We start from the raw sequence: 15,126 nt of genomic DNA on the forward strand, positions 1-15,126 counted from the left end.
GCTATCTCCTTGTTGTTAGTGCTGGTGTGGTGAGGTAGTGTGCCGGGCTGCCGGCCAGGCGTGCGGGGGCGCCCATGTCGTCCAGGCTGCTGCGGACCGCCCATGCGGTGAGCAGCGAGGACAGCTGCGAGCTTTCCTCCTCGGCGGTGATGCGGCCGGCGGCTTTGGCCTGGCCCAAGACCGCGAACACCAGTGCGGGCCGTTGCCGGGCCATGACCCCGAAGTCGCCGCCCCAGTCCTGGTGCAGGCGGAGCAGCCGCTCGGGCCGCCGTTCGCGGGTGGGCCAGAGGGTTCCCAGTTTCCGGCCCCCGGCCGCCGGGACGGGGTGGTTCATGAGCAGGGAGACCAGGTTGCCGATGTGGGCCTCGCACTTGCCGATCCAGGCGAGGTGCTCCGCCGGCAGCCCTGCGGGCGGGTACATGGCCCGCCACACGGATGCCAGCCCGCGCCACTGGGGGTGCGGGTAGAGGGCGTCGCCCAGCGCCGCGGAGATCAGCACCCGGAGATAGGGCATCGGGTGGGGATCGGTGCCGCCCGGCCGGAAGACGAAGTAGCGGGGGAGGCTGACCACCGCCAGCAGGCCCACGGTGGAGGTGATGCCCACGGTCGCGACGGACCACATGTCCGCCACGATCTCGCTGATCCACAGGGACCACACGTCCCACCCGCCGTCCGGGTCCTGCTGTGCACGCCGGTCGAGTTCCGCGCGGAGGGACGACACCAGGTCCAGCTGCGCCGCTCCCTGGTGTCCCACCTCGTGGGCCAGGGAGGAGGCGATCCCGCTGCCCACCATCCGCTCCCGGGGAAGCCTGATGATCCCCACCGGGTTCGGTTTGCCGCCGGGCAGACGGGTCTTGGCCCGCCGGATGGCAGCACCCGCACCCCTGGCGAGGTAGACCACCAGCCGTGCGTCGTCGTCGTCGTGGTTTCCGTCCAGCCGCAAGGCGTCCTGGGCCAGGATGTCCAGCCCGGAAAGCCAGACGCCGGTGGAGTGCTCGCTGCGCTGGGTGACCACCTCGGTGAACAGGTCGAACTGTGCCAGCACCACGTTGAATTGGAGGCGGATCAGGACGAACCGGCGCTGCTGTTCGGCGGGACTGGCGGTCCTGCCGTCGCCGTGCAGCCAGTCCAGGAACTCGGCAACCTGGACCCGGAGTTCGTGGCGTCCTGCGTGGAGGAAGCGTTCGATCAGCAGCTGGGCGTCCCGGGGCAGTGCGGCGGCCAGGACCATGGTTTCCTGCATGACGAAGGGCTTGATCTGGTCCAGCCGGGACACCAGGCCGTCCGCCTCGCTCTCGATGAGCGCGGTGCTGATGGTGTTCGTTTCCATCCCGATCGCCTGCCGTCAGCCGCCGGCAGGTTATATCCCCAGGAGGATGACGCGGCCGTCGCGGCGGATCCAGCGGCCTTCGTCGGCGCCGCTCCCGGAATTGCCGTTGCCGTTGCCGTCCTGCTGGCTGTCCCAGCCTTCGTCCGGGGCGCCCCACACTGCACCCGAGTACTGGGTGTTGTAGATCCGGGTGCCGCCGCCGCGGTAGTTCCGGGTCCCGCGCCGGGCTGCCTGGCGGGCGCGGAGCAGGGACGGGGCGTACCGGCGGGCGGCGGCGGTGGCCGCGGCGCGGGCGGCCGCGTTGGGCGGGACCGAGACGGGGGTCCGTGCGGCGTTGCGGTAGGCGGCGCGGGCAAACCGGACGTAGCGGCGGGCGGCCTCTTCCTCAGCCTCTGATTCGTCCATATTTTCGGCTTCCTCGGCCTCGAGCAGGCCGCCGGCCATGGAGCCAAGCTTGCTGCCAATGGCGGTCCCGACGCCGGGAGCGACGAAGGAGCCGATGGCACCTCCCACAATGGGCAGCGCCGTCTTGGCGACGGATTTGAGGGCGCCGCCCAGGGCCTTGCCGATGGGTGACTTGATGAACCGGGAGGCGTTCTTCACCACGCTGCGGGCCAGGCTGCCCAGGAACTGGTCCAGTTCTTCCTCGGAGTTGAGGCTGAGGAGTTCCATGGCCAGCTCGGTCTCCAGGTTTTCCTCTCGGTCGGATCCGCCCTCGTAGCCGCTGAAGTTCCCTTCGTCTTCGTCTTCCTGCGCCCAGGGTGCGGACTCGGTCTCGTAGTAGTTGGTGCTCATGGCAATGTCCTTCGGGTTGGTGGTGCCGGGTTGTTAGCGTGCGTTGAGGATCACGATGTTGCGGCCGCGGCGGATCCATCGGCCGCTGGCAGGCCGGCCGTACTGGCCGGGGCCGTTCTGGCCTGGGCGGCCGAGCAGGCCGGGGAGGTGCTGCCGGGCTGCGGCGGTGGCTGCCTGCTGTGCTGCCTGGGCGGCAGGGATGCTCCGGGGCGTGGCCGCGGCGCGCTGGGCGGTGGAGGTGGCGAAGCGGACAAAGGCGCGGGCGGTTTCAAGGTCGCGGTCCTCCGGCGACAGGCCTTCCAGCTGGAGCCCGGATTCGAACTTGCTGCCGAGCCACTTGCCCACCTGGCGTCCGGCCTGCCCGCCCGCGCCGGGAACGAAGTAGTTGCCTACGGCCTGGCCCAGCTGCGGGAGGGCCTTTCGGGCGGCGGACTTGAGGACCTTGCCCACTGCCTGTCCTGCCGCGCTCCCGGCGAAGTCCTTGGCGGCCGAGACTGCCTTCCGGGCCAGGTCGCCCAGGAACTGGTCCAGCTCGTCCTCGTCGGTGACTTCGAGCAGTTCGGCGGCGAGGGCAAGCTCGTCGGTTTCCTGGCTGTCGGCCTCGCCCCAGAGCCCCCCGGCTTCGCTGGCGTCTTCGCCCTGGAAGGGTGACTGTTCGTCCTCGTAGGAGTAGCCGGGCCCCTCATCCATCACCTCGCCCCAGGTGCCCTCGTCCTGGCCTTCGAACAGTGCCCTATCGATGTCGTGCATGAGTATTTCCTTTCCGGAGTTGCAGGTGCCCTGGGAGGCACCACCGCGGAACACCGCATACCCTCTTACTGCACAATTCGTGCCAAACCCGGGCGGGCTCAGGCACGGGCGGAAGCGGGGGAGAAACGGCGGCGGCCGGCAGCCCTGGCCCGAACCGGATTTCGCCGGCGCGAAAAGGAATTCGCGGTTGCCTGCGGTGCCTGCGGGGCCGCCTACGAGTCCAGCTGGAGCGAGCGCCGGTACTTGTTCACGGTCCGGCGGGCGATGACGAACCCGCTGCGGGCCAGTTCGGCGCGGAGTTGTTCATCGGAGGCAGCGCCGGCCGCCGCGATGGACTCCTGCAGTGCGGCGCGGGCGGCCATGCCCTTGCCGAAGAGGCAGGCCAGGTCGGTGACGGTTCCGGAGGGCAGCCGGAGCCGCTTGCCGCTCACGGCCCTGCTCACGGTGGAGGGATGCAGCCCGAGTTCCTGGGCGACGGCGGTCCGCGTCAAGGGATGGTGGCGTCCGGCGTCGCCGTGGGCCAGGAAGTCTTTCTGGTGCGCGACGGCGCACTCAGTGATCCGGAGGAGGGCGCCGGCGCGGCGGTCGATTTGGTACAGGAGGCGCCTGGCAGCGAGTTCGTGGTCCGTCAGCCATTGCTTCGCCCTGGACGCCGCGGGGAGGCCGGCGGAGAGGTCCACTACCTGGAGGCCGAACCAGGCGCTCGCGGGGACCTCCACCTCGAGGGACCCGTCCGGCCGGCGGTACAGGAACACGTCCGCCGTATGGACGCCGGCTGTCGCGGCACTGGTCTCCACTGCCACAAAGGGCCGCAGCCGCTCCCTCACCATGGCCAGGCCGGCAAGGACCTGTTCCTCTGAAAGTCCCATGGCACGGACCACGACGGCGGTGCTTCCCGCGGCGAGGTCCGCCAGGTGTCCGCGCACCAGGTGGGGGAGCCAGTCCGGAGCCTGGCCGGCGTTCACCAGCGCCTCGGCCTGGATGGCGAGCAGTTCCACGACGCTGGTGGAGGCGATGCCTGGCGGGCCCACGGCCCGGATGGCGCGGAGGGCCTCGTGCACCTGGTCGGGACGCAGGCCGTGCTGCCGGGCGATCTGCTCCGGTTCGCAGTCCAGCAGTCCTCGGGAGGTCAGATGAGCCAGCACAGGGTCCAGTGCGTGCCGGCAGTCCGGCCGGACTTCAACGCCTGCGTCTGCTTCCAGCGATGCGAACGGATTGACGGCCGGCTCGGGGCCATCACGGAACTGCGAGACGCCCGACTGGCCCCGGCAGCGGAAGCAGGTTCCGGACGCCACATGCCGGCCGCACCCCGGACATGGGTGGCCCTCGGCACGCTCCAGGACAGGGTTGTCGGCAAGGGCTCGTTCGGTGGCGAGCTGCACTTCCGCGTGCGTCATGGCCAGCATGCCCAGGGCCCTCAGCAGGCCGGGCAGCGCGCGCAGCTCGGGTTGCAGCCCCGCCTGCAGCTGCAGGCCGGGACCGGGCCCTTCGGTGGCCATAGTTCAGGCTAGCCCCGTGGCCTCCTGCGGCGGAAGCAACCCCGGCGGGCTACTTGCCGGCCCGTGACCCATATGACCGGCTCTTCACCGCAGAACCGGCGTGGCCCAGCCATGCTGGCAACGCGCATCCTCACCTCCGCTGCGTTCATTCCCCGTCGCCGGCCCGCAGGTTTGGAAAGTGATGGGGCGTTGGTGGAAAGGGCCCGGGAAGTGATGGGGCGTTGGGAGGAAGGGGGCGGGAAGTGATGGGGCGTTGGGAGGAAGGGGGCGGGAAGTGATGGGGCGTTGGTGGAAAGGGGGCGGGAAGTGATGGGGCGTTGGGAGAAAGGGGGCGGGAAGTGATGGGGCGTTGGGTGTAACCCGGGCGGACTACTTGTCGCCGTCGAAGAATCCCCGGAGCTGGGTGGCGATGGCAGCAGCCGAAACCTGGTGGGTTTGGCCATCGAGGACGCGGTGTTCGCTGCCGGGGACGGCGCCCGCGATGGTCTTCTGCCCCTGGGCCATGGGGCCGGCGGCCTTCCCGCCCACCATGACCAGGGTGGGCACGGTGATGGTGCGGAGCCTCTCCACCGGCGCCGTGAAGTTGTTGGTGACCCGGGTTTCGTACGGCAGGGTGTTGGCGGCCGCCGTCTGCTTCTTCCACACTCCGGGCATGATGCGCAGGAGGTAGGGGAGGAAGGCCGGTGCGCCCACCATTTTGACCAGGAAATAGGACACGGCGCTGCCGCGTTTACCGTCCCTGAGCAGCGCCTCCAGGTGCTCGCGGTGGCTCCCGGGCGAGCCGTCCGGCCCCTGCACGCCGGTGTAGGGCGCCTCGTAGGTGGCCAGCCCGCGCATCGGGACTCCCGCTGCTGCCGCTTCGAGGGCCAGGGCAGCGCCTGAGGAAATCCCGTATACGTAGGGGTTGCCGCCGGCTTCGTTCAGTACCGCCTGGAGGTCCTCGATCTCCCGTTCCGTGGCGTAGGGCATGGTCTCGCCGCTGTCCCCGCGCCCCCGCCGGTCGTAAAAGTAGACGGTGAAGGAATCCCTTAGTTCATTCGCCAGCGCACGTGAGGGCCCGAAGTTCCGGCCGCAGAAGGCCCCGTCCACCAGGACCAGGCTGGGTCCGGTACCCATCCGCTCGACGCTGAGGGAGGTGCCGTCGGGCGACACTACGGCGGACACGGTGCCTGTTTCCTGGGTCTTGGTCATCGCAGTGCTCCATTCAGTGGCGGGCCAAGGGGCAGCCCAGCTTCTCGGGTCCAGCGTGCCGAGTCAAGGGTTTCGCGCCAGGATGGTGGAAAAGCGGGTCAGTCCGCACGTAGAGGGCGTCAGTCCCGGGCCAGGGGAAGCGTCAGCTGCATGGTGGTTCCGTCCGGTCCGGTGCGGACCACCTTCACGGTGCCGCCTGCCGCGGAGGCAATCTCGCGGACCAGGGCCAGGCCGATCCCGAAGCTCCGCCGGCCCTGCGCGTCGCCGGTCCGGCCGGCACGGACAAACCGGTCGAAGATCCGGTCCGGGTCCACGCCGCTGATGCCGGATCCGGTGTCGGAAACCCGGACCAGCGCGCGGGAACCCTCAACCGCGGCGGAGATGGTGATGCTTCCGCCCGCCGGCGTGTGCCCCAGCGCGTTGTCCGCCAGGGCCAGCACGGCCCGCCGGAACGAACTTGGGTCGATCCGCACCAAAGCCCGCCCGCCGCCGTCGAACATTATCTGGACGCCCTGTTGGCGGGCAAGGTCCTGAAGGCTGCCGGCCACGGACCGGGCAGCCAAAGCCACATCCACTGGCGCAAGGTCCGGTCCGGGTTCGGCCGCGGTCGCCGCCAGGAGCAGCTCGTTTACGATCCCGGTCAGCGTGGACGCGTCCTCCCGGATCTTCGCCAGGGCCTGCGCCGGTTCGGATCCGGGTTCGGCTTTGCGCTGGGCCAGCTGGATGCGGGTGTCAAGGATGGCCAAGGGGGTCCGCAGCTCGTGGCTGGCATCCTGGACGAACCGCCGTTGCCGGGCCAGCGCTTCCCCCAGGGGCCGGATGGCGCTGCGCGCGCTGAGCCAACCCACCACACCGGCCAGCACCACGCCGCCCAGGCCGGCAAGGATCATCCCCTCGATCAGGTCCCTGGAATCGAGGTAGGTGTACGGTTTGCCGGGTTCAGAAGCGGGAAGGACCGGATGGGCCAGCTTGTACATCAGGAAGGCGGTGGCCGCGGCCAGGAGGATGAGCACCAGCGCGGCAACCCCGGCGCTGATCCGCAGTGCCACCTTCAGCGACGCGCGGCGCAGGATATCCCGGTCCGGGTCGCCGGCGGCAGGAGGCGGGGTGCCTGGTCCGGGAGCAGTCATGAGGGGTTGCCGATCTGGTAGCCAACGCCGTGGACGGTGCGGATCACGGTCCTGTCGATCTTGCGGCGCAGGTGGTGGACATAGGTATCGATCACGCCGGGCTGGTCCGTCCCCTGGAAGTGCGCGGCGAGCAGTTCGTCCCTGGTGAACACCCGGTCCGGCTCCGCCGCCAGCGCGGCCAGCACCTCGGCTTCCTTTGCGGTCAGCGAGACGGTGTCGCCGTACATGGAGCGGACAGCGCGCGACGCCGGGTGGAATTCCCAGGTGCCGATGCTCACCTGCCCTGCGGGCGGGCCCTGTCCCGGGGGCGGACCGTAGCTGCGCGTCAGTGCGCGCAGGCGTGCAGCCAGCTCGCCGCCGTCGAACGGTTTTGTCAGGTAGTCGTTGGCGCCGGCGTCCAGGCCGCGGACTTTTTCGTTGGTGTCGCCCAGTGCGGTGAGGATCAGGATGGGGGTGCCGATGCCCTTGGCCCGCAGGGTGGTGATGAGGCTGATCCCGTCCATGACAGGCAGGCCGCGGTCGATCACCATCGCGTCCCACGGCTGCGTCAGCCCCAGGTGCAGGCCCTCCTGCCCGTTCGCCGCCAGCCGGACGGTGAAGTCGGGCTCCAGCAGCTCGGCAATCAGCGGACCCAGGACGGGATCGTCCTCCACCAGCAGCAGGGCCAGCCCCTCACCAGTTGTCATGCCGCCTATTCTTCCGCAGCGGCTTCCAGAGTTTCGTCAGTGGGCTGTTCGGCCAGCCGGTTCTTCCGGCGGCGCTTCAGGTACTCCACGATCCACGGCACCACGGAGACCAGGACCATCACCACGGCAATGACGTCGATGTTCTTGGCGATGATCTCGTAGTGTCCCAGCCAGGTGCCCAGGAGGGTCACGGACGTCGCCCAGGCCAGGGCGCCCACGATGTTCCAGAGCGTGAACGCCTTGTATTCGTAGCGGGCAATGCCGGCGGTGACCGGCGCGAAGGTCCGCACCATGGGCACAAAGCGGGCCAGGATGACGGCGGCGCCTCCATGGCGGCGGAAGAACTCTTCCGTGACGGTCAGGTGGGAGGTTTTGAGGATGCGGGCATCGTCCTTGAACCAGCGTCGGCCGAATTTGCGCCCCAGCAGGTACCCCACCTGGTCGCCGCCGACCGCGGCCGCGGTGATCACGCCGATCAGCAGGGGCAGTGCCAGGTTCAGTTGCTGGTGCAGGAGGCCGGCGGTGAAGAGGAGGGAGTCGCCGGGCAGGAAGGGGAACAGGACGCCGGATTCGATGAACACCATCGCGGCGATGACGCCCAGCGCGGCCGGGCCGAAGCCCTCCAGCAGGCCGGCGGGGTCAAGCAGCGACGGCGGGCCCGCAGCTGCTGCCAGGGAGGTCAAGAGGCTGTGCATGGCTGCTCCTTACGCCCGGCGGGAGGGGTGGAGGATCCTGGCGGGAACGCGTTCCACCAGGGCGGGGGCAAAGCGGTTCCAAAGCCCGGCGAGCAGGACGGCGGCGGCGCTGGCGGCGAAGAAGGAGGCCGCGACGTCAGTGGGGTAGTGGACCCCCACGTACAGCCTGGACCAGGCGACGATCAGCGCCACGGCGGCCCCGGCCACGGCAACGGGCTTGGCCCACCGGGTCCTGCGGGCCAGGAAGTAGAGGGCGAAGGCCAGTGCCACCGCGAAGCTGACGTGCCCGCTGGGGAAGCTGTTGGATCCGGTTTCCGGTGCCAGGGGGTCGAACAGCAGCGCCGGGTTGGGCCGCTGCCGGGCGAACAGGAGCTTGAAGGTCTCGCTCGCCACCCAGCCCGAGCATGCGGTGAGCCCGAAGGCAGCGGCGGTCACCAGGTCGCGTCGGAAGAGCCAGATGGCCAGGGCTGTGACCGCGATTAGGAGCAGGCCCACCACCGGGCCGAACAGCAGGTTGATCCCCATCGCCACCGCGGTCAGCACGGCAACGTGGTGCAGGCTGAGGTTTTGGTCAACGCCCAGTTCTGCGGTGGTGTCGCCGGGGACGAGTTGCACGGCAAGGCCCAGCACCACGACGGCGGCGCACAGCATTACGCCCACAGGCAGCCAGTGCCGGGGCTGGGGGAGTGCCCTGAACTGGGTGCCGACGGCCGGGGGTGCCGTGGGCGCGGTGTGCTGGTTCAGGCGGTCATCGTGGGCTGATCGGTGCATTTTTTCCTTGGGGAGGCGTGGCGTGGGGCGCTGTCCGGCCCGTCCTTCCACTCTCCCCCTTGGGTTTTAAGAAAGGCTTAAGAAGTGCCGGCCTCCGTGATGAACGTCCGCTTCGAATTGGCGCGGGCCGGCCCCATTCAGGGCTTTCAGCCCTAAGCTGCCGTGGCTGGCCGCCGCACACTGTTTCCAAGGGCCCGATCAGTCGGGATCGGCCCAGGCTCGGGAGGGATTCTGATGGACGTTCGGGTCGTGGAGTCGCTGGTTATGGCGGAGATCGGGGACGGCGTGCTGACCGCCCTGTACCCGGTGGAGCATTGCGCACGGTGGGAGTTCGGTCCCTGGGCTCCGCTGATGGGCTGGTTCAAGCAACGCCCGGGCCTGACCCGGATGCTTGGTGTGGCGCAGGTGGCCGGTGCCCTGGCTGTGGCCGCCACGTTGTCCAAGACCCCGGGGCGGGCCTGGAAGAAATAATCCCGGAGCTCCGGGCTTTCGCGCAGGCCGGAGCTTGAGGGCCCGGCCCGGCTCATCCTTCCTGGGTAATTGACTCCCCGAAGGCACCGCACCTTTCCGCTGCGCAGACTCATTCACGCACCCCATATTTGCCGGCGTGGGCGAGTATCGGCGTCAGTGATGAGTTTCCGCATCGACAGCCCGACAACTCAGGGGGCCGCGGGTGAGGTGGGGGAATGTACGACGTCGGTCCGCGCCTTTCGCGCGCAACGTGATGGGGCGTTGGTGGAAAGAGGGCGGGAGGTGATGGGGCGTTGGCTGAAGGTGGGCGGGAGGTGATGGGGCGTTGGCGGAAAGGGGGACACGCTTGACGCCTCCGCACGCTCCCGCATATCCTGAACGAACGGTCGGTAAATAATTCCGAGACGCCCGACAGGTCTTTGCATAGGAGCAACCATGGCAGCGCAGAACTTGCAGTCAGTGCCGGCTGAGCTAACCCCGGAAGAGGACGCCGCAGGCCAGGCCCACTTCGACCGGATCATCGCCGAGGACTCGCGCATCGAGCCCCGCGACTGGATGCCGGCGGCCTACCGCAAGACGCTCCTGCGCCAGGTCTCCCAGCACGCGCACTCCGAGATCATCGGCATGCAGCCGGAGGCCAACTGGATCTCCCGCGCCCCCAGCCTGAAGCGCAAGGCCATCCTTATGGCCAAGGTGCAGGACGAGGCAGGCCACGGTCTCTACCTCTACTCGGCAGCGGAAACCCTGGGCCAGTCCCGGGACAAGATGATGGACGACCTCATCGCCGGCAAGGCCCGCTACTCCAGCATCTTCAACTACCCGGCCCGTACCTGGGCTGACATGGGCGCCATCGGCTGGCTGGTGGACGGCGCAGCCATCTGCAACCAGGTCCCGCTGTGCCGGGCATCGTACGGCCCCTACGGCCGCGCCATGGTGCGCGTCTGCAAGGAAGAGTCCTTCCACCAGCGCCAGGGCTTCGAGATCCTCCTTGAACTCTCCAACGGCACCCCGGCGCAGAAGCAGATGGCCCAGGACGCCGTGAACCGCTGGTACGCCCCGGCCCTGATGATGTTCGGCCCGCCGGATGACGATTCCCCCAACTCCAAGCAGTCCATGGCCTGGAACATCAAGCGGTTCAGCAATGACGAGCTCCGAAGCCGGTTCGTGGGCATGATGGTGGAGCAGGTCAAGGTCCTGGGCCTCACCCTCCCGGATGACCAGATCCGCTTCAACGAGGACACCAAGAAGTGGGAGCACGGTCCGCTGGACTGGGACGAGTTCCACGAAGTCCTGGCCGGCCGCGGCCCCTGCAACGCCCAGCGCCTTGAGCGCCGGCGGGCAGCGCACGACGACGGCGCCTGGGTCCGCGAGGCAGCAGCCGCCTACGCAGCAAAACAGTCAAAGAAGACGAAGGAATACGCAGCATGAGCCCCCACGGCAACCCGGAAACCCCTGCAAGCGGCGCAGTCGAGATCAACCGCGAAGCCCCCAAGGCCAGCTCCTCACCGGATCACCACGACCGCTCCACCTGGGGCCTCTGGGAGGTCTTCGTCCGGTCAAGCCGCGGCCTGAGCCACGTCCACGCCGGCTCCCTGCACGCCCCGGACGCCGCCATGGCCCTCCGCAACGCACGTGACCTCTACACCCGCCGCAACGAGGGCGTTTCCATCTGGGTGGTCCCCGCTGACGCCATCGCCGCCAGCGACCCCGACTCCAAGGGCTCCTTCTTCGAGTCGCCGCAGGGCAAGGACTACCGGCATGCCACCTACTACACCAAGAGCGAAGGGGTGAAGCACCTGTGAGCGAAGCCAACGCCTCCGCCACCCGGATCACCCCCGGCAACGCCCTCCGCCCGGAGGACATCGCGCTCGAGGTCAAGACCGGCCTGGCCAAGCCCACCGAAGACGTCGCGGAGTACGCCCTCCGCCTGGGCGACGACGCCCTGATCCTCGCGCAGCGCCTGGGCCACTGGATCTCCCGGGCACCGGAGCTGGAAGAGGACATCGCCCTGGGCAATATCGCCCTGGACCAGCTGGGCCACGCCCGCAGCTTCCTCACCTACGCCGGCGCCGGCCTGCCCACCGAGGACGGCACGGCCAAGTCAGAAGATGACCTGGCCTACTTCCGCCGCGAGCACGAGTTCCGCTCCGTGCAGCTGTTCGAGCAGCCCAACGGGGACTTCGCCGCCACCATCGCCCGCCAGTTCGTGGTGAGCTACTACCAGTACGAGCTCTACCGCCGCCTCACCGATTCCACGGACGCCACCCTGGCCGCCATCGCCGCCAAGGCGGTGAAGGAAGTGGACTACCACCGCGACCACAGCACCCAGTGGGTCCTGCGCCTGGCCGGCGGCACTGACGAATCCCGCCGGCGGATGATCCACGGCCTGCGCACCATGTGGCCGTACGTCAACGAACTGTTCCAGGACGATGACCTGACGCAACGCCTCGCTGAGGCGGGTGCCGCCGTCGCGCCTTCCAGCCTGCGGGAAGACTTTGCCCGCCTGGTGGCGGACGTCCTGAACGAAGCGGAGCTGGAGGTCCCGGACGTGCCCGCAGCCCCGGGCGGCGGCCGGTACGGCAAGCACTCCGAGTACTTGGGCTACATCCTCGCGGAGATGCAGGTTCTGGCCCGCGAGCATCCCGGGGCCAGCTGGTGACTGCCGTGTACATCTCGGATTTCGAATCCCGGACCCGCACCCCGGAGCAGAAGGCCTGGGACATCGCGGCCACCGTGGTGGACCCGGAGATCCCGGTGCTCAGCATCGCGGACCTGGGCATCCTCCGGAAGGTGGACGTGGCGGGCGGCGAGGTCACCGTTACCATTACGCCAACGTACTCGGGCTGCCCGGCCATGGACGCCATCCGTGACGATCTCTACACCGCCTTCAAGAAGGAAGGCTACGGGGACGTGCACGTGGACCTGGTCCTGGCCCCGGCGTGGACCACGGACTGGATGACCGAGGCCGGCAAGCAGAAGCTGCAGGAATACGGCATCGCCCCGCCCAGCGGCAACTCCCGGGCCGGCGGCCACTCCGGCCCCATCCGGCTGAGCCTGGCCGTGAAGTGCCCGCAGTGCAACAGTCTCAATACCAAGGAACTCACCCGCTTCGGTTCCACGTCCTGCAAGGCGCTGTATGTGTGCCAGGACTGCAAGGAACCGTTCGACTACTTCAAAGTCCTGTAAGGAAGCCCCCATGCCTGTTGTCCGCCAGACCGCCGCCGAAGAGGCTGAGGTGACCGGCCGCCGTCGTCCGTCCTTCCATTCCCTTGCGGTGAAGGAGGTGCGCCGGCTCACCGACGATGCCATCGAGGTCAGCTTCCACGTGCCGGCCGAGCTCGCCGGCAAGTTCGACTACCTGCCCGGCCAGTACGTGGCCCTGCGCACCACGCTGCCGGATGAGAGCGGCGAGCCGAAGGAGATCCGCCGCAGCTACTCCATCTGCGCCGAGCCGCGCAGCTTCGCGGACGGCACCAGCGAGATCCGCGTGGCCATCAAGAAGGACCTGGGCGGGCTGTTCTCCACGTGGGCCAACGCCGAGCTGAAGGCCGGGGACACCCTGGACGTGATGAGCCCCATGGGCGCGTTCGTGTCCAAGCACGGCCGGGACGGGCAGGCCGTGGAGCAGAACGTCATGAACTCCATGAACCACCCGGAGGACCTGGCAGGGGAGGCGGGGAACTTCGTGGCCATCGCCGCCGGGTCCGGCATCACTCCGGTGATCGCCATCGCCCGGACGCTGCTGGCCGCCAACCCGGACACCCGGTTCGACCTGATCTACGCCAACAAGGCCGCCATGGACGTGATGTTCCTGGAGGAGCTGGCGGACCTGAAGGACAAGTACCCGCAGCGGCTGGCCATCCACCACGTGCTGAGCCGTGAGCAGCGGATCGCGCCGCTGCTCTCCGGCCGGATCGATTCGGAGAAGCTGCAGCAGCTGCTGGGCACCGCCCTGCACGCGGACGATGTGGACGAGTGGTTCCTGTGCGGGCCGTTCGAGCTGGTCCAGCTGTGCCGGGACACCCTGGCCGAGCGCGGGGTGAAGCCGGAGAACGTCCGGTTCGAGCTGTTCACCTCCGGCAAGCCGGACCGCCCGGAGGGCCACGCCGGCCGTCCGGTGGTGGTGGACGAGTCCAAGGAGACGTACAAGATTACGTTCAAGCTGGATGGCCTGCAGGGCGAGGTGGCCAGCCCCACGCACGCCCGCGAGTCGATCCTGAACGCGGCGCTGCGGGTGCGCCCGGACGTGCCGTTCGCGTGCGCCGGGGGAGTGTGCGGCACCTGCCGGGCCAAGGTGGTCACCGGCACCGTGACCATGGACGAGAATTACGCGCTGGAGCAGGATGAGCTGGACAAGGGCTACGTCCTGACCTGCCAGAGCCACCCCACCAGCAAGGAAGTCACGGTCGACTTCGACGTCTAATCCGTTTTCACCAGAAGGAGCCCCATGATTTCCCTTTCCATCAGCAACGGCATCGCCGAGGTAGTGCTGGACGCGCCCCACAAGCTGAACTCACTGGATGAGCAGGCGCTGCGGGATTTAGCACAGGCGTACGACGACGCTGCTGCCGCCGCCTCACGCGGTGAGGTACGGGCGCTGCTGCTGAGGGGAGAGGGCCGGGCCTTCTGCGCGGGCCGGGACATCGCCGGGGTCACCCCGGAGAATGACGACGCCGCCGCGTACCTGGGCGGGCTGGTGGAGCCTTTGCTGCAGAAGATGGCCGCATTCCCGGCACCGACGTTCGCTGCGGCGCAGGGCGCCTGCCTGGGAGTGGGGCTGGGGCTGCTGCTGGCCACGGACGTGGTGTACGTGGCCGAGAACGCGAAGTTCGGTTCGCCGTTCGCCAAGCTGGGGGCCACGCTGGATTCGGGCGGCCACTGGTACTTCACGGAGCGGCTGGGCATGCACCGGACGCTGGACCTGATCTACACCGCGGACCTGATCTCCGGCGCCGAGGCGGTGGCTCAGGGCATGTTCAGCCGGGCCATGCCTGCCGATTCCCTGCTGGAGTCGACGCGGGAGATTGTCTCGCGGGTGGCTGCCGGCGCCACGGGCGCCTTTGTTGCCTCCAAGGAGCTGGTGGCGCACATCCGCGACCAGCGGCTGGGCCTGTGGCAGGCCATGCAGGAGGAGAACGAGGAGCAGGCGCGGCTCTGCAAGACCGAGGACTACGCAGAGGGCTTCCGGGCGTTCCAGGAGAAGCGCGAGCCGAAGTTCACCGGCGGCGGCCGCTAAGCAACCCATCTGTAAATTATCGGATTTTTATAACTTCGGTGACTTTCACTGCTGCAACATCGCCACCTTTGATGACCCCAGTGGACCAGGTGCCCTGGATCAACCGATGCCGAACGACGGCTCCCTCCCGGCCTCAGGTGATCGTGTCAAAGCATCAAGAGCGCGTCGAAGCAAACTGCTCGACGTCTGGAGGCTGTAAGGAAAGTAGACAACTTCAACGCCTACCTCTCCGAAGCGCCGTTCGAGGTTCATTCCTTGGGGAGTACCTTTCCAGTCGTCGCCTTTGAAAAATACGTGGAACCCAACCTCTCGCCACGTATCAATCTTGTCCTGGAGGACTTCAGCCCTTGCTTCATCCACAAACTTGATACTGCCGACAATTTCCAAACGTTCTGCCAACGGAATTACGGGACGCTTACCCTTCGCCAGTTCAACGAGATCGTCGTCCACAACGCCGGCTATGAGGTAATCACACTGGCCTCGAGCATGCTTCAGGAGGTTAAGGTGCCCAATGTGGAAGAGGTCATAAGCTCCGGCTGCGTACCCAACTTTCAACGACATGGGTGGATCCC

At 68.2% G+C, this 15,126-nt stretch carries 17 protein-coding genes; 7 read left to right on the forward strand and 10 right to left on the reverse strand.

Annotated elements, in window-relative coordinates:
- Position 1: 1 nt before the first annotated feature.
- The 9 genes from AB0280_RS06995 to AB0280_RS07035 all read right to left on the reverse strand — a co-directional run bounded on the left by AB0280_RS06995 (position 2) and on the right by AB0280_RS07035 (position 8,847).
- On the reverse strand, positions 2-1,330 hold the full coding sequence (locus AB0280_RS06995; RefSeq protein ID WP_366366574.1) for a hypothetical protein: 1,329 nt from the start codon (positions 1,328-1,330) through the stop codon (positions 2-4).
- Positions 1,331-1,360: 30 nt separating this feature from the next.
- A complete protein-coding gene (locus tag AB0280_RS07000; RefSeq protein ID WP_366366575.1) occupies positions 1,361-2,125 on the reverse strand; it encodes a hypothetical protein in 765 nt (254 codons plus the stop codon).
- 33 nt (positions 2,126-2,158) lie between these two features.
- Positions 2,159-2,875 (reverse strand): hypothetical protein, encoded by a 717-nt coding sequence (locus AB0280_RS07005; protein ID WP_366366577.1) that lies wholly within the window; start codon positions 2,873-2,875, stop codon positions 2,159-2,161.
- A gap of 212 nt (positions 2,876-3,087) precedes the next feature.
- Positions 3,088-4,374, reverse strand: coding sequence for a hypothetical protein (locus AB0280_RS07010; protein WP_366366578.1), 1,287 nt, complete (start codon positions 4,372-4,374; stop codon positions 3,088-3,090).
- A gap of 369 nt (positions 4,375-4,743) precedes the next feature.
- A complete protein-coding gene (locus AB0280_RS07015) occupies positions 4,744-5,565 on the reverse strand; it encodes an alpha/beta fold hydrolase (protein ID WP_366366579.1) in 822 nt (273 codons plus the stop codon).
- A 119-nt stretch (positions 5,566-5,684) separates the two neighbouring features.
- Positions 5,685-6,695, reverse strand: a complete 1,011-nt coding sequence (locus tag AB0280_RS07020) for a sensor histidine kinase (protein WP_366366580.1) — start codon at positions 6,693-6,695, stop codon at positions 5,685-5,687.
- Positions 6,692-7,381, reverse strand: coding sequence for a response regulator transcription factor (locus AB0280_RS07025; RefSeq protein WP_366366581.1), 690 nt, complete (start codon positions 7,379-7,381; stop codon positions 6,692-6,694). The genes AB0280_RS07020 and AB0280_RS07025 overlap by 4 nt, the downstream gene beginning before the upstream one ends.
- Positions 7,382-7,386: 5 nt before the next feature.
- Positions 7,387-8,076: a DedA family protein gene (locus AB0280_RS07030; RefSeq protein WP_366366582.1), complete on the reverse strand. Its 690-nt coding sequence runs from the start codon at positions 8,074-8,076 to the stop codon at positions 7,387-7,389.
- A 9-nt stretch (positions 8,077-8,085) separates the two neighbouring features.
- Positions 8,086-8,847, reverse strand: coding sequence for a phosphatase PAP2 family protein (locus AB0280_RS07035; RefSeq protein WP_366366584.1), 762 nt, complete (start codon positions 8,845-8,847; stop codon positions 8,086-8,088).
- A gap of 234 nt (positions 8,848-9,081) precedes the next feature.
- Here AB0280_RS07035 and AB0280_RS07040 point away from each other — a divergent pair, with 234 nt between their 5' ends.
- The 7 genes from AB0280_RS07040 to AB0280_RS07070 all read left to right on the forward strand — a co-directional run bounded on the left by AB0280_RS07040 (position 9,082) and on the right by AB0280_RS07070 (position 14,554).
- The gene (locus tag AB0280_RS07040) at positions 9,082-9,318 is read left to right on the forward strand and encodes a hypothetical protein (protein ID WP_159633144.1); all 237 of its coding nucleotides are present in this window, start codon (positions 9,082-9,084) and stop codon (positions 9,316-9,318) included.
- A 435-nt stretch (positions 9,319-9,753) separates the two neighbouring features.
- Positions 9,754-10,746 (forward strand): 1,2-phenylacetyl-CoA epoxidase subunit PaaA, encoded by a 993-nt coding sequence (paaA, locus tag AB0280_RS07045; protein WP_159630929.1) that lies wholly within the window; start codon positions 9,754-9,756, stop codon positions 10,744-10,746.
- Positions 10,743-11,120 (forward strand): 1,2-phenylacetyl-CoA epoxidase subunit PaaB, encoded by a 378-nt coding sequence (paaB, locus tag AB0280_RS07050; RefSeq protein WP_366366586.1) that lies wholly within the window; start codon positions 10,743-10,745, stop codon positions 11,118-11,120. Before paaA ends, paaB begins: the two co-directional genes overlap by 4 nt.
- On the forward strand, positions 11,117-11,977 hold the full coding sequence (gene paaC, locus AB0280_RS07055; protein ID WP_366366587.1) for a 1,2-phenylacetyl-CoA epoxidase subunit PaaC: 861 nt from the start codon (positions 11,117-11,119) through the stop codon (positions 11,975-11,977). The genes paaB and paaC overlap by 4 nt, the downstream gene beginning before the upstream one ends.
- Positions 11,978-11,982: 5 nt before the next feature.
- Positions 11,983-12,504 carry a 1,2-phenylacetyl-CoA epoxidase subunit PaaD gene (gene paaD, locus AB0280_RS07060; RefSeq protein ID WP_275179827.1) on the forward strand — a complete coding sequence of 174 codons (522 nt, stop codon included), beginning with the start codon at positions 11,983-11,985 and terminating at the stop codon, positions 12,502-12,504.
- Between the two features lie 10 nt (positions 12,505-12,514).
- Complete coding sequence (gene paaE, locus AB0280_RS07065) at positions 12,515-13,741, forward strand: 1,2-phenylacetyl-CoA epoxidase subunit PaaE (protein ID WP_366366590.1); 1,227 nt, start codon at positions 12,515-12,517, stop codon at positions 13,739-13,741.
- A gap of 24 nt (positions 13,742-13,765) precedes the next feature.
- On the forward strand, positions 13,766-14,554 hold the full coding sequence (locus AB0280_RS07070) for an enoyl-CoA hydratase/isomerase family protein (protein WP_366366591.1): 789 nt from the start codon (positions 13,766-13,768) through the stop codon (positions 14,552-14,554).
- Between the two features lie 99 nt (positions 14,555-14,653).
- On the opposite strand, the gene AB0280_RS07075 is transcribed toward AB0280_RS07070, so the two are convergent.
- A complete protein-coding gene (locus AB0280_RS07075) occupies positions 14,654-15,115 on the reverse strand; it encodes an adenylyltransferase/cytidyltransferase family protein (RefSeq protein WP_366366593.1) in 462 nt (153 codons plus the stop codon).
- Positions 15,116-15,126: the final 11 nt, after the last annotated feature.

The organism is Pseudarthrobacter sp. 902506025 (assembly GCF_040702325.1).
Taxonomy (GTDB): Bacteria; Actinomycetota; Actinomycetes; order Actinomycetales; family Micrococcaceae; genus Arthrobacter.